Raw genomic sequence first — 13,074 nt, 5'->3', positions numbered from 1 at the left:
CGGAGGCCGACCCGGGCACCGAGCTGGAGCTGGCGCGGCGCTACGCCGACGAGGCGGACCGGCACGCGCAGCAGGCCGAGCTGCTCGCCCAGCGGCCGGCGCTGCTGCCGACCTGGTCACCGCTGGCCCGGGCGCTCGCCGTCTACGCCGCCAGCGCGGGCGCCGGGGTGGTGCTCATGGTGGTCATGGTGGTGGCCTCCGGCATCGGCCTGGTCGACGGCCTCACCCTCGGCGCGTGGATCTGCGCCGGGCTGCCCGCCCTCTCCTTCTTCGCCGGCTATTTGGTGCTCGGCCGCTGGGGTCGGCCGGCGATCGTCGCCGGCACGCCGCCCCGCTACCTGCCGCTCGGTTTCCTGCTCTGCTTCGTCGCGGTGCCGGCCGCCTACCTCGCCTACCTGCTGATCTTCCGGATCGTCCGCTAAGGACGTGCCGTGACCGACGGTCGGGCGGCGGCGGGTCACCGGCGGGCCCAGGTTCCGCAGCACGCGCAGCGTCTCGTCGTGGTGGGCAAGCCGGGTCCACGCTGCGCGCTGCTCGTCGCACGGCCCCGGCCGCCCGCAGCCGCGGCAGATGCCGGTGTACGCCTCAGTGCGGTGTTCCTCGACCGTGCGTTGCGCCTCGACGACCTGCCGGCTCGCGTAGTCCCGCAGATCGGCGGCGTTCACCGTCGGGGGCGGACGCGTCCCACTCCGCGAGCTGCTCACGGATCACCCGCAGGGTGGGTGCAGGGCGTTCACGGACTCGGCGTCTTCGTCGCCGACCGCTGATTCACCCGGACGATCCGACTGGTCGCTCCCGCACGGCTCTCTGCTGATGCAGCTGCGCCGGAGCACGACGCGTGCTGACCACCGAGGGCAGGCGTACGGGGCGGGGACCTGCCCGTCATCCCGCTTCCCCCTGGACCTCGGCGAAGCGTGTCGGGGTCAGGCGGGTTCGCGGTAGTCGTCGGTGAAGCGGACGGCGCCGAAGCGGGGGAAGATCCGCTCGACGGTGAACTCGTGCTCGTCGGCGGCGAGGCCGGACATCGCGTCGGCGACGAACTCCAGTTCGTAGCCGTGGTCGCTGGCCTCGCGGCCGGTCGACTCGACGCCCATCGTGGTGACCAGGCCGGCCAGCACCAGGGTGTCCACCGCGCGGCGTTGGAGCTGCTCGTGCAGGTCGGTGCCGTGGAAGGCGCCGATGGTGCGCTTGACGACGACGACGTCGCCCGGGGCGACCAGGCCCTCGACGAAGTCGCTGCCCGGCGGCTGCTCGGCCACGCCCGGGCGCTCGACCCGGACCTGCACCACCGGGCGGCCCTGCGCCCGGAACACGTCGGCGAGCCGGCGGCAGCGGTCGAGGACCTCGTCGCCGCGGTAGGGGCCCAGGTCCAGTGCGATGATCCGGGGCATCAGGTCGATGAGCACGAGAGCCGTCGTCACGCCGATGATCATAGTTGGCGGCGCGACCGCCGGGGCCGCTCGCGTGCCGGGCCGGCTCACGGGTCGGTGAGCAGCAGCCAGTCGTCGTCGAGGCGGTCCACCCGGGTGCCCTCCGGCCAGGCGTGCACGGCGTCGGCCACCGCCCGCGCCTGGTCGACCAGCGGGCGCCGGGCCAGGGTCGCGCCGTCGAAGGTCACCGGGCCGTGGAAGCGGGCGCGACCGAAGTTCGCCGCCCCCTCGAAGCGGGCCCGCTCGAACAGCGTCTCCCCGCCGAACTCGGTCCAGCGGAACAGGGCCATGTCCGCGAACCGGGCCTGCCGGAAGCCGGCATAGCCGGCGAAGGCGGTGTGCTCCATCGACAGCCCGCCGAGGAAGGTCGCCTCCCGGAAGGTGACGCCGCCGGCGAAGCGGGTGCCGTCGAAGCTCGCCGGGCGGCGGAACGTGGCACCCCGGAACGAGGCCCGCTCCACGTCCGCGCGCCGCCACGACAGCTCGCCGCCGACGTCGGCCCGGTCGAAGCTGGCCCGGCCGCTGATCCGGGCGTGGTCCAGGAGGATCTCCGCGTCCCCGTCGAGGCCGTCGCAGACCAGGTCCGCGAAGACCGCGCCGAGCGAGAGCCGCCCGTGCACGTGCGCGCCGGCGAAGCTGGTGGCGCTGGCGCAGACCGCGCCGGTGAGGTCGGCGTCGACCAGGGTGCAGCCGCTGGCGTCGAAGCCGTCCAACCGGGCGCCGGTCAGGTCCAGGCTGATCCCGGGCCACCAGGCGTCGTCGTCCGCGCGCAGGTGCCGGGTCAGCACCCGCTGCGCGGTGCGCCGCACCTCCGTCTCGCGCGCGTCGTCGTCGGGCGCCGGCATCCGGAGGTACGCGCAGAGCACGGCCGCGATGGTCGGCCGCTGCGCCGGATTGTCCTGCCCGAGCCGTTCCAGGGCGTGCAGGCCGCCGAGGCGTACCGCCGCGTTGTCGTTGCCGAGCAGTTCGACGGCCCGGGTGTAGAGCTCGGTCAGCCGGCGTTCGGCGGCGTCGTGCTCGGCCGCCTCCGCCTGCCGGTCCTGGTGCCGCTGCCCGGTTTCGGCGACCGCCTCGGCGTGCACCTGCACCCGCTCCCGGTGTGCCTGGTCCGACGCCGCGACGGTTTCCTGGTGCCGCTGCGCGCGCTCGCTGATCCACTGTCGGCGCGCGGCGAGCAGCAGCGCCAGCCCACCGCCGGTGCCGGCCACCACCGTCAGCCCGGTGCGGATGGCGTCGATCCGCAGCGTCGCCCGGGTGTCCGGCTGGGCGGCCCGGTCGGCCTCGCCGAGCAGCCAGTCCAGCACCAGCCAGCCGAGCAACGCCGCGAGCAGCAGCCCGATCAGCACCAGCCACCACGGCATCACCCGCAGCTGCTCGTCCTCGGGCGGTCTGCGGCGCACGGCCACAGCATGCCATCCGTTGCCCGAGCGCGGGAGCGCCGCCGTCCTGTGTGGAGCTGCCAGCGAATTGCCGCTTTGCGCCCTCGGCGCGTCAACGGGTTACCGGGCCGTAACTTTTGATTGACGTCTATGAATTGTGACGTTCATCATCGTCCCACGATCGATCGGACCCCCACCCACCGTCCCGGCTCCCCGGGTACCTCCCGCCGGAGGTGCAGCCATGCTGCTCCGAACGATCCGTGCCACCGCCACCGCCACCGCCACCGTCGCCATTGCCGCCGCCGTCGCCGTGTCGCTCGTCCCGGGCGACGCCACGGCGGCCGCCCCCGACCGCCCCGCCGCTCCCGCCGCCACCGCCGCGACGACCACCGCCACCGCCGCCCGCAACCCCGTCATCGTCGTCGGGGGTCTGATCGGCGTCTCCATCGCGTACGAGCCGATCGCCGCCCGGCTGCGCGCCGACGGCCACCGGGTCTTCGTCTACCAACTGCCCGGCCTCGGCTTCGGCGACATCCGGGACTCCGCCCGCGCCTTCTCCTCCTACGTCGAGCAGGTCCGGTCCGTCACCGGGGCGTCCCGGGTGGACCTGGTCGCCCACTCCGAAGGCGGGCTGGTCTCCCGCTGGTACGTGAAGTTCCTCGGCGGCACGGAGGCCGTCGCGCGCTACGTCAGCCTCGGCAGCCCGCAGCAGGGCACCTACGTCGCCAACATCCTGGGTTTCGTGGGGCTCGGCAGCTGCGCCGGGATCGTCGCCTGCCAGCAGATGTCGATCGGGTCGGCCTTCCTCACCGACCTCAACGGCGGCGACGACACCCCCGGCGCGGTGCGCTGGACCACCGTCCGGACCTGGCAGGACGAACTGGTCCGCCCGGTCGGCAACGCGGCGCTGGCCGACGGGGCCACCAACGTGCTGATCCAGGCGTGGTGCCCGCTGCGGGTCGTCGGTCACCTGGGCCTGGTGCTCGACGGCACCACGTACAGCGCGGTCCGGCAGGTCCTGGCCGACGCGCCGGTCCGGCCGAACTGCTTCGCGCTCTAGCGGTTCCCTCCGGTCGCCGTGCGGCCGGAGGCGGACCGTGCGGGCGGTCGCCACCCTCGGCGGTGGCGGCCGCCCGGCGGTCCCGCCGAGGGGACCGGGTCGGCAGGTTCCCGTCGGCCCATGGACAGAACGCCTAGTCGGCGTGGGGAAGCGTGATGGTGAACGTCGTCCCGACGCCGACCTCACTCGCGACCGTGATGGTGCCCTGGTGATCGGTGACGATCTGCCGGGCGATGGCGAGGCCGAGGCCACTGCCCCCGGTACGGCGGCCCCGTGCGGCGTCGGCCCGCCAGAACCGGTCGAACACATGCGGCAGGGCGTCCGCCGCGATTCCCGAGCCGGTGTCGACGACCTGGACGATCGCCTGGTTGTCGGTGCGGCTCGCGACCAGCCGGACGCTGCCGCCCGCAGCGGTCGCCCGTAGGGCGTTGGTGACGAGATTGCCCACCACCTGGCGGAGCCGGTCGGGGTCGGCGTGTACCGCGACCGGCTCGGCCGCCACGCGCAACGACACCCCGGCCGACTCCGCCCGGGCGTGGTGGGCGGTGCGGCAGGTCTCCAGGAGTTCGGCCAGATCCACCGTGACCCGGTGGTACGCCAGGTTGCCGGCCTCGGCCAGGGCCAGGTCCTGCAGGTCGTCGACGATGCGCTGTTGCAGCACCGCCTCTTCGTGCAGTGACGCGAAGAGATCCTGGTCCGGCGTGATCACGCCGTCGGAGAGCGCCTCGAGATAGCCGCGCAGGTTGGCCAGCGGGGTACGCAGTTCATGTGCGACGTCGGCGACCAGCCGGCGTTGCCGCTCCTCCCCGCGCTGCAGGGAGTCGGCCATCCGGTTGAACGACCGGGCCAACTCCGCCAGCTCGTCGTTGCCCCGCACCGGAACCCGTCCGGTGAGGTCGCCCCGGCCGAGCCGCTGAGCGGCCGCGGTGAGCGTGTCGATGGGGCGCAGCACCCGCCGGCTCAGCAGCATGGTGCCGATGACCGCGACCGCCGCAACGCCCGCTGCCGCGGCGAGCAGTGGACCGGCGGTCAACACGGACGCCGGATTGCCGCGAGCGCCGAGGTAGACCCGGGCGGGTGTCGGCGCGACGTCACTGATCTCGTTGGTGAAGGCCTGGGCCAGGCAGGAATCCAGTGATTCCACCGTCGAGGTGCCGCACACCTGCACCGAGGCAGCGTCTGCCAGGTGCCGGCCCGGCTCTGCCGCGACGTCGGCGCAGCCGTCGACGATCTCAGCGACACCAGGGCGATCGCGCACGTCGGCCGCGCTCAGGTCGGCATCGAACTGCGGAACTCCCGTGCTGGTGGGTGAAGCGACAACAGGGACGGATTCCCGTGTCAGGCAGGCCGCGAACAGCACGCCGGTGCGGTAGCCGGCGATCGCACCGGCCACACCTTTCTGCCGGCTCGCCGGCTCCGCTGGCAGTGCGGCCAGATCCAATACCGGCCGAGGGTCGACGACCCCGACCATCGTGCCGAGCGGCCGGGCGTTGCGGTCCTCCTGGGTGTCCGTGTCCACGATCACGTCGCCCGTGTCGGCGACCAGGTGGATCCGCTGACCGGTCTGGGCCCGCAGGTCCCGCACCAGGTCGGGCACGCCCTCCCAGGTGCCGTGCCGGCTGCCGTACATCTTGAGTCGGCCGACGACCTCGTCGAGTTGCGCCCGGTCGGTGGTGGCCGAGTCGTTGATCTGTTGCGAGGCCTGCCGCAGGGTCAGCCACGCGGTCGCCGCGGTCGCGCTCACCGCGACGAGGATGACCAGCCAGAGCACCCGTAGCCGAAAACTCACCGGCTGGCTCCGGGCGTGCCCTCGGGCGTCGGCGTCGCCGCCGGCTCCGCTTCGGCGAGCCGGTAGCCGCGGCCGTAGACGGTCTGCACGTACCGCGGCTCGGCAACGTCGTCCTCGATCTTGCGGCGGAGGTTCATCACGTGCGCGTCGACGGTGCGTTCGAGCACGAAACGATCGAATCCGAAGGCACGGTCGATGATCTGCGCCCGGGTGAACGCCCGCCCGGGCTCGCCGGCGAGCACCTCGAGGATGCCGAACTCCTTGGCCGTCAGGGCGACCGGCCGGCCGCCGACGCGTACCTCGAACCGGCCGGCGTCCACCTCGAGCTCGCCGACGCGCAGCACCGCCCGGTTGTCGGCGCTCACCACCCGGGCCCGGCGCAGCAGCGCCCGCACCCGAGCGGCCAGCTCCCGCGGGCTGTACGGCTTGGTGAGGTAGTCGTCGGCACCGAGATCGAGGCCCAGCAGAACGTCGTCCTCGGTGGTACGGGCTGTCAGCATCAGGATCGGAATCTCCGATTCGGCGCGCAGGATCCGGCACACGTCGAGGCCGTTGACGACCGGCATCATCACGTCGAGGACCACCAGGTCCGGCCGGCGGGACCGGCACTGGTCCAGCGCGGCCCGCCCGTCGCCGACCAGCAGCACGCTGTGCCCCTCGCGTTCGAGATAGACCCGCACCAGGTTGGCCTGCTTGGGGTCGTCCTCTGCGACCAGGATCCGCGCGCTCATTTTTCCCCATCCTGCCTGGTAGTGGCGGGGTCAAGTAAACCCGAAACCCGTGAAGAACCGATGTGGGCGGGCTCCGGAGAGCGGCGAGCGGGATGTCCGCACAGCTGGCCCACGGCTTCTTCAAAGGTTCTTCACAACGGGCTGCCTACCGTGCCGTCATGTCAGTCAGGAGCCGGACATGATCTTCGGGCCAGCACACCCGGGCCACCGCGACGAGCAACGGCGCCGGGCGGTCCGGCGGCGGATCCGGGAGACGCTCGCGGTGCGCCGGGCCGCCGCTGTCGGCGGGCACGGGGCCGCCGAACGGCCGGATGAACCGCCCGTCGAAGCCGAGGCTGCCGGGTGAGGCAGGGTACGCGCGGTCGGCGCGCGCCGACCGGTGTGATCAACGAGAGCGCCCAGCTGGCCGAGGCCGTGATCGATCTTTCGGCGATCGCGGAGAACGTCCGGACGATCGCGGCGATCGCACGTACGAGGTTGATGGCCGTGGTGAAGGCCGACGCGTTCGGGCACGGCGCGGTGCCGGTGGCGCGGGCCGCGTTGGCCGCCGGCGCCGACTGGCTGGGCGTGACCTCGGCGACGGAGGCGGTGGCGCTGCGATCGGCGGGCATCGACGCGCCCGTTCTGAGCTGGCTGCACCGGCCGGATGAGGACTTCACCCGCCTGATCGCCGCGGACGTCGACATCGCGGTGTCGACCCTGACCCATCTGCGCGCGATCGCCGACGCGGCCACGGATCTCGGTGTGCCCGCCGCGGTCCAGCTCAAGGCGGACGTCGGTCTGTCACGCAACGGCGCCGGCGGCGACGAATGGCCCGAACTGGTCGCCTGGGCTCGCAAGCACGAGGCGGAGGGCAGCGTCCGGGTACGCGGGGTGTGGTCCCACTTGACGAACGCCGACGTGCCGGGATGCCCGAGCATCGCGCGGCAGCTGTCAACGTTCCGGGAGGCGCTGCGGATCGCCCGGGATGCCGGGCTTGACCCTGAAGTGGTGCATCTGGCCAATTCGGCGGCGGCGCTGGCCGCCCCGGAGACCCGGTTCGATCTCTGTCGGATCGGCCTGGCCATGTACGGCATCGACCCCTCTGGCGCGGCCGGTCCCCGCCGTCTCGGCCTGCGACCCGCCATGACCCTGCGGTCAAGGGTGATCAACCTGAAACGCGTGCCCGCCGGGACCGGCGTCTCGTACGGGCCCGACCACGTGACCGACCGGCCGACCACGCTCGCCCTGCTGCCGCTCGGGTACGCCGACGGTCTGTCGCGCACCGCCGAGGGCCGCGCGTGGGTCTGGCTCGCCGGCCGGCGCTGCCCGATCGTCGGCCGCATCGCCATGGATCAGTGCGTCGTCGATGTCGGCGATCTGCCGGTGTCGCTCGGCGATCCCGTGGTCGTCTTCGGCCCCGGCGCCGAGCCGGGCTCGCCCGACCCGGCCGAGCCGACGGCCGCGGAGTGGGCGCGGTGGGCCGGCACCAACCCGCACGAAGTCTTGACCGGAATTGGCGCGCGAGTGGCGCGCGTACACCTACACGGGGAAGCGGCAACATCATGAGTGTTCGTTTGGCGGTGCTGTTTGGTGGGCGCAGCGGGGAGCACGACGTCTCCCGGCGCTCGGCGGAGAGCATCCTGGCCCATCTCGACCGCGACACGTACGACGTGACCGAGGTGCTGATCGAGCAGGACGGCCGGTGGCGGGTGGATGGCGACCGGGTCACGTTCGCGCAGGCGCTACGGACACTGGGCGGTCAGGACGTGGTGTTTCCGGCGCTGCACGGCCCGTACGGTGAGGACGGCACCGTCCAGTCGATGCTGGAGTGGCTCGGCGTCGCGTTTGTCGGAAACGGTGTCTTCGCCAGCGCCGCGGGGATGGACAAGCCGGTCACGAAGAAACTCCTCGCCGCCGACGGGCTGCGCGTGGCCGCCGGGGTGACGCTGCGCCCCGACGAGGAGCTGTCGTCGCGGGATCAGGAGCGACTGGGACTGCCCGTCTTCGTCAAACCGGCCCGGGCCGGCTCCAGCCTGGGGGTCTCCAAGGTCGAACAATGGGCGCAGCTGCCCGCCGCCCTACGGCTCGCCCGCGAGAGCGACGCGAAGGTTCTCGTCGAGCGTGCGGTGCGCGGGCGCGAGATCGACGTCGGCGTCCTTCAGCACCCCGACGGTCGCGTCGAGGCCGGGCCGCCGCTGGAGATACGGGTGGCGAACGCCGCCTACTTCGACTACGAAGCCAAGTACGACGGCGGTGCCGTCTTCCACATTCCGGCCCCACTCGACCCCGGCACCGCCCGACTGCTGCAGGACCGGGCTGTGCAGGCATTCCACGCGCTCGGCTGTCGTGGGCTGCTCCGCGTCGATTTCTTCCTCCCGGATCCGGACACCGATCACGGCACATCGTGGACCGGAGACTGCCGGGAGCCGGTGATCAACGAGGTCAACACCTTTCCCGGATTCACCGCCGCATCCCAGTACCCGCAGATCTGGCAGCGGGCCGGAATCGACTTCTCGGCGCTGCTCGACATCCTCATCCGGGGCGCACTGCACCGAGGTGCCGCCGCTGCCTGCTCGAGGCCCTGCTGATGGCCGTCTACACCGCCGAACATCTCCGCAGCGTCCGCCTGATCGTCACCGGCGGGGGAACGGGCGGACACACCTACCCGGCGCTGACCACGATCCGTACGCTCCGCGCCCGGCTGGCGGAAGCCGGCACCGAACCGGAGATCCTCTGGGTAGGCGTCGCCCACGGGCTGGAGGCCAGAGTCGCCAAGCAGGAGGGCATACCCTTCACGGCGATCACCACCGGCAAACTGCGCCGCTCACCCAACCTGCACGAGTGGGGCCGCAACGTCGCCGACGCCTTCCGCGTCCCGCTCGGCATCTTCCAGGCCATCATGATCGTTATCCGCGCCCGGCCCGACGTGGTCTTCTCCACCGGCGGGTACGTCTGCGTCCCGATCGGGATCGCCGCCTGGCTGACCCGCCGCCCGCTTGTCATGCACGAGCAGACCCTCACCGTCGGGCTGGCGAACCGCATCCTCGCCCGCCTGGCCGACCTAGTCCTGCTGAGCCACGAATCCTCCATCGACCATCTGCCCGCCGAAGCGAAAGCCCGCGCGGTGGTCACCGGCAACCCGGTCCGGCCCGAGATCCTCATCGGCAACCGCGACCGGGCGCTAGCCGCATACCATTTGGATCCCCGCCTGCCGCTGGTGTACGTCACCGGCGGCGCGCAGGGTGCCGTCCAGGTCAACAACCTGATCGCCGACATCCTCCCCGGACTCCTGCCGAAATGTCAGGTGCTCCACCAGTGCGGTGACTTCTCACTCGACCGCATGCAGCAGGTCGCCGACGCCATCCCGGAACACCTGCGCAGCAGGTACCGGGTGGTCGACTACGTCCACGGCGAGCTGCCCGACGTCCTGAGCGCCGCGGACATCGTGGTCGCGCGCAGCGGCGCCGGCACCGTCGCCGAACTCACCGCCCTGGGCAAGGCATGCGTCTTCATCCCGCTCATCCCCACCGGCGGCGACGAACAGCGGCGGACCGCACGGCACCTCGCCGACGCAGGTGCGTCCCGCATGCTCGCCGGCCCCGACGCCTCCGCCAACCGGCTCTACGAGGAGATCATGGCGCTGCTCGACCACCCGGAGCGACGCCGGGAGCTGGCCAACGCCGCCCACCAACACGGCCGCCCCCACGCGGCCGCAGCCGTGGCCAGCGCGATCATCGACGCCGCCGGCCGGTGCCGGTCATGATCCTGCTGTCCGATGGCGAATGTCGGCCATCCCGCTAGCGTCTGTATCGAAGTGGGGCCGGAGCGGGTGCGCCGCTCTCCAGCCAGTCGGGCAGCTCGGTGAGCGGATTTCCGTCCAGGTACAGGTCGGTGAGCGCGGTCAGATTTCGTAGCGAGTCCGGCAGCACGGTGAGGTGGTTGTTGCTCAGCCAGAGCATGGTGAGTGCGGTGAGATTGCCCAATGAGTCCGGCAATGTCGTGAGGCCGATATCGGACAAGCCGAGGTGAGCGAGGGCGGTGAGGTTCCCCAGCCAGTCGGGCAGACCGGTGAGCGGGTTGCCTTCCAGGTACAAGGCGGTCAGGCCGGTGAGGTCCCGCACCGGGTCTGGCACCTCGGTGAACGCGTTGTCCTCCAGCCAGAGCGTGGTGAGGTTGGTGAGGCTGCGCAACGAATCCGGCAGCGCGGTCAGCCTGTTGCGATCCAGCGCCAGGCAGGTCAGGGAGGTCAGGCTCCCCAGCCAGGCCGGCAGTATCGCGAGGCGATTGTTGGACAAACAGAGATAGGCGAGGGAGGTGAGCCTGCTCAACGTGACCGGCAGCGTGGTGAACGCGTTGTCGTGCAGGTACAGGTTGGCGAGAGAACCGAGATTGCCCAGCGAATTCGGCAGGTCGGTGAGCTTGTTGCCGAACAGGCGCAGCTCCGCGAGGGCCGGAAGGTCCCCCAGCCAGTCCGGCAGATCGATAATCCGGTTGTGGCCCAACTGGAGTTCGGTGAGGGCGGTGAGGTTCCGCAACGAGTCCGGAAGCTCGGTGAGGCGGTTGCTGGACACGCTGAGCCTTGTGAGGGTGGCGAGGTTCCCGAGCCAGTCCGGCAGGCTGGTGAGCTGATTGCCGTCCAGTCGCAGGTCGGTGAGTGCGGTGAGGTCGGCCAACGAATCCGGCACTTCGCGCAGGCCGAGGAGGGTCAGGTCTAACGAGGTGGCGTGGGTTTCCAGCGCTTCGTTGATGCGGACCTGAGCGGGTGGAACCATGCTGACCTTCAATGCGGTGATTCGACGGTCGCGCCGTCGTCGCGCTATGAACGAGGATACGTGTCCTCGTCGAACGGCATCGGGCTGCGACCAGGCCCGGCGCAGGCCGGGATGATCGGCAGGACAGGGCCTAGGTTCTGCATCGAAGTCGGTCAGAGCCATTCGTTGATCACGGCGATCTGGACGGTGGCTTCGTAGCGCACGGCGAGTTTGTCGAACCTGGTGGCGACGGCGCGGTTGCGTTTCAGCCGGTTGATGCCGCATTCCACGGCGTGGCGCTGCTTGTAGGTTTCGGGGTCGAAGGCCGGGGGACGTCCGCCCTTCGATCCCTTCTTACGCCCTCAAGCTCTGTCCTCCACGCTACGAGGGGAATGGCAGCGGTGCAGGTTTTCTTGGTCGATGAACCAGCTACCGGAGACCTCACCATTTGTCGATCTCTGACACGCGCCCAACAACATCCGGGCAGGTCAGGTCCAACAGTGAACTTCGATACAGGCGCTAGCCCCGGCCCACGTGCCGCAGGACGACCAGGGCCTGGTCGTCCTCGGAGCCGGAGAGTTCGGCCATCACCGTGTCGGCGACCGCCTCGACCGGCGCGTCCCGGGCCGCGTCGACCACCGCGAGCAGGGCGGCCACCCCGTCGTCGTACGCCTGGTCGCGCCGCTCCACCAGCCCGTCGGTGTACGCCACCAGCAGGTCGCCCGGCCCGAACGGCACGGTCGTCACGGTCATCGGCTCGCGCACCATGCCCAGCGGCAGGGCCTGCTGCGTGTGCACCGGCTCGGGTGGGCGCCCCGGACGGACCAGCACCGGGTGCGGGTGCCCGACCCGGGCCACGCTCAGCAGTCCGGCGACCGGGTCGACCGTCATGGCCAGGCAGGTGCCGAGGAAGCCGACGCCGAGCAGTTCGGTGAGCCGGGGGAAGACCTCGCCCAGCGGCACACCCGACCGGATCAGGGTGTTGATCATTGTACGGAGCTGGGCCATGTCGGCGGCGGCCTCCACCCGGTGCCCGACCACGTCGCCGACCACCACGGCGAGCCGGTCGGCGTCCAGGCGGACCAGGTCGTGCCAGTCGCCGCCCAGGTGCAGCCCGCTCATCGCCGGCGCGTACCGGGTGGCCACCCGCAGGCCGGCCGGGGTGGACCGGGCCGAGGTGCGCAACCGCCCCGCCAGCCGGGTGACCAGGTTGTGCTCCGCGGCGGCCAGCCGGACCCGTTCCAGGGTCTGCTCGCACAGGTCGGCGATGGTGTCCAGCAGCGCCAGGTCACCGTCGCGCAACTGCCGCTCCCGACGCCAGCCGAAGCCCAGCGCGGCGATCGGCCGGCGTTGGGCGTCCAGCAACGGCAGGGCGACGGTGGTGACCAGGCCGTGCCGGCCCACCGGGTCGGGCAGGCCGGGGAAGCGCGCGGCGAAGTCGGCCCGGTCCCGGATGACGATCCGCTCCCCGGTGCGCAGCGCGGTGGCGATCGGCCGGGGATCGTCGATGGTCAGGTCGTCGTAGGTGCTGGACAGGGTGTCCGGCACCTCGGCGTGCCAGAGCCGGACGCGCCGCCCCTCCTCCTGCATCGCCAGGCCGGGCAGCACCGCGCCGAGGGCGACCGGCGCGGCGGTCAGGATCACCTCGATCGCCTCGCCGGTGGAGCGGGTGACGCTGAGCCGGGCGGCGAACTCCGCCATCGCCTGCGCGGAGTCGGTCAGCTCCGCCCGGTGCAACGCCTGGCTGCACAGCCCGGCGACCGTGTCCAGCAGGCTGCGTCGCCCGTCGTCCCCGGGGACCGGCCCGGGCCAGCGCACCTCCAGGGCGCCGAGCGCGCCGCCGTCGCCGTAGCGCAGCGGCAGGCAGACCCCCTCCGCCCCGGCCAGCGGCACGACCGCGTTCTCCCGTACCGCGCGGGCCAGCGGCAGGTCCGCGTCGACGGGAAGGGTCT

Annotated in this window: 12 protein-coding genes and 1 pseudogene; 6 read left to right on the top strand and 7 right to left on the bottom strand. The window is 71.9% G+C overall.

Going from position 1 to position 13,074, the window contains the following annotated elements:
- The coding region (locus NCC78_RS17045) for a hypothetical protein (RefSeq protein WP_250795579.1) at positions 1-422 on the top strand (422 nt) is incomplete at its 5' end.
- Positions 423-923: 501 nt separating this feature from the next.
- On the opposite strand, the gene NCC78_RS17040 is transcribed toward NCC78_RS17045, so the two are convergent.
- Together NCC78_RS17040 and NCC78_RS17035 are read right to left on the bottom strand one after the other, a co-directional pair.
- A complete protein-coding gene (locus NCC78_RS17040; RefSeq protein ID WP_250795577.1) occupies positions 924-1,421 on the bottom strand; it encodes an isochorismatase family protein in 498 nt (165 codons plus the stop codon).
- A gap of 56 nt (positions 1,422-1,477) precedes the next feature.
- The gene (locus tag NCC78_RS17035; protein WP_250795576.1) at positions 1,478-2,830 is read right to left on the bottom strand and encodes a pentapeptide repeat-containing protein; all 1,353 of its coding nucleotides are present in this window, start codon (positions 2,828-2,830) and stop codon (positions 1,478-1,480) included.
- Positions 2,831-3,050: 220 nt separating this feature from the next.
- Between NCC78_RS17035 and NCC78_RS17030 the strand changes: the two genes are divergently transcribed.
- Entirely contained in the window at positions 3,051-3,869 is an 819-nt protein-coding gene (locus NCC78_RS17030) for a lipase family alpha/beta hydrolase (RefSeq protein ID WP_250795575.1), read from the top strand.
- Between the two features lie 133 nt (positions 3,870-4,002).
- Here NCC78_RS17030 and NCC78_RS17025 read toward each other — a convergent pair whose 3' ends face one another.
- Both NCC78_RS17025 and NCC78_RS17020 read right to left on the bottom strand, forming a co-directional pair.
- Positions 4,003-5,658 (bottom strand): sensor histidine kinase, encoded by a 1,656-nt coding sequence (locus tag NCC78_RS17025; protein ID WP_250795574.1) that lies wholly within the window; start codon positions 5,656-5,658, stop codon positions 4,003-4,005.
- Positions 5,655-6,389: a response regulator transcription factor gene (locus NCC78_RS17020; protein ID WP_250795573.1), complete on the bottom strand. Its 735-nt coding sequence runs from the start codon at positions 6,387-6,389 to the stop codon at positions 5,655-5,657. Before NCC78_RS17020 ends, NCC78_RS17025 begins: the two co-directional genes overlap by 4 nt.
- Positions 6,390-6,567: 178 nt before the next feature.
- Between NCC78_RS17020 and NCC78_RS17015 the strand changes: the two genes are divergently transcribed.
- From NCC78_RS17015 to NCC78_RS17000, 4 genes are read left to right on the top strand one after another with little or no spacing between them, the layout of a single operon-like run.
- Positions 6,568-6,735, top strand: a complete 168-nt coding sequence (locus tag NCC78_RS17015; RefSeq protein WP_250795572.1) for a hypothetical protein — start codon at positions 6,568-6,570, stop codon at positions 6,733-6,735.
- Positions 6,736-6,770: 35 nt separating this feature from the next.
- Entirely contained in the window at positions 6,771-7,937 is a 1,167-nt protein-coding gene (gene alr, locus NCC78_RS17010) for an alanine racemase (RefSeq protein WP_250795580.1), read from the top strand.
- Positions 7,934-8,959 carry a D-alanine--D-alanine ligase family protein gene (locus NCC78_RS17005; RefSeq protein WP_250795570.1) on the top strand — a complete coding sequence of 342 codons (1,026 nt, stop codon included), beginning with the start codon at positions 7,934-7,936 and terminating at the stop codon, positions 8,957-8,959. The genes alr and NCC78_RS17005 overlap by 4 nt, the downstream gene beginning before the upstream one ends.
- Positions 8,959-10,134 (top strand): UDP-N-acetylglucosamine--N-acetylmuramyl-(pentapeptide) pyrophosphoryl-undecaprenol N-acetylglucosamine transferase, encoded by a 1,176-nt coding sequence (locus NCC78_RS17000; RefSeq protein WP_250795569.1) that lies wholly within the window; start codon positions 8,959-8,961, stop codon positions 10,132-10,134. Before NCC78_RS17005 ends, NCC78_RS17000 begins: the two co-directional genes overlap by 1 nt.
- Positions 10,135-10,168: 34 nt before the next feature.
- On the opposite strand, the gene NCC78_RS16995 is transcribed toward NCC78_RS17000, so the two are convergent.
- The 3 genes and pseudogenes from NCC78_RS16995 to NCC78_RS16985 all read right to left on the bottom strand — a co-directional run.
- On the bottom strand, positions 10,169-11,155 hold the full coding sequence (locus NCC78_RS16995; RefSeq protein WP_250795567.1) for a leucine-rich repeat domain-containing protein: 987 nt from the start codon (positions 11,153-11,155) through the stop codon (positions 10,169-10,171).
- 140 nt (positions 11,156-11,295) lie between these two features.
- A pseudogene (locus NCC78_RS16990) lies at positions 11,296-11,481 on the bottom strand (IS5 family transposase); the annotation flags it as partial.
- 160 nt (positions 11,482-11,641) lie between these two features.
- Positions 11,642-13,074: PP2C family protein-serine/threonine phosphatase (locus NCC78_RS16985; protein ID WP_250795566.1), on the bottom strand; the 1,433-nt coding region annotated here is incomplete at its 5' end.

This window comes from Micromonospora phytophila, assembly GCF_023656545.1.
Classification (GTDB): Bacteria; Actinomycetota; Actinomycetes; order Mycobacteriales; family Micromonosporaceae; genus Micromonospora; species Micromonospora phytophila.
Note: the sequence above shows the minus strand (reverse complement) of the source record. Positions and strands in the feature narration are given on the sequence as shown.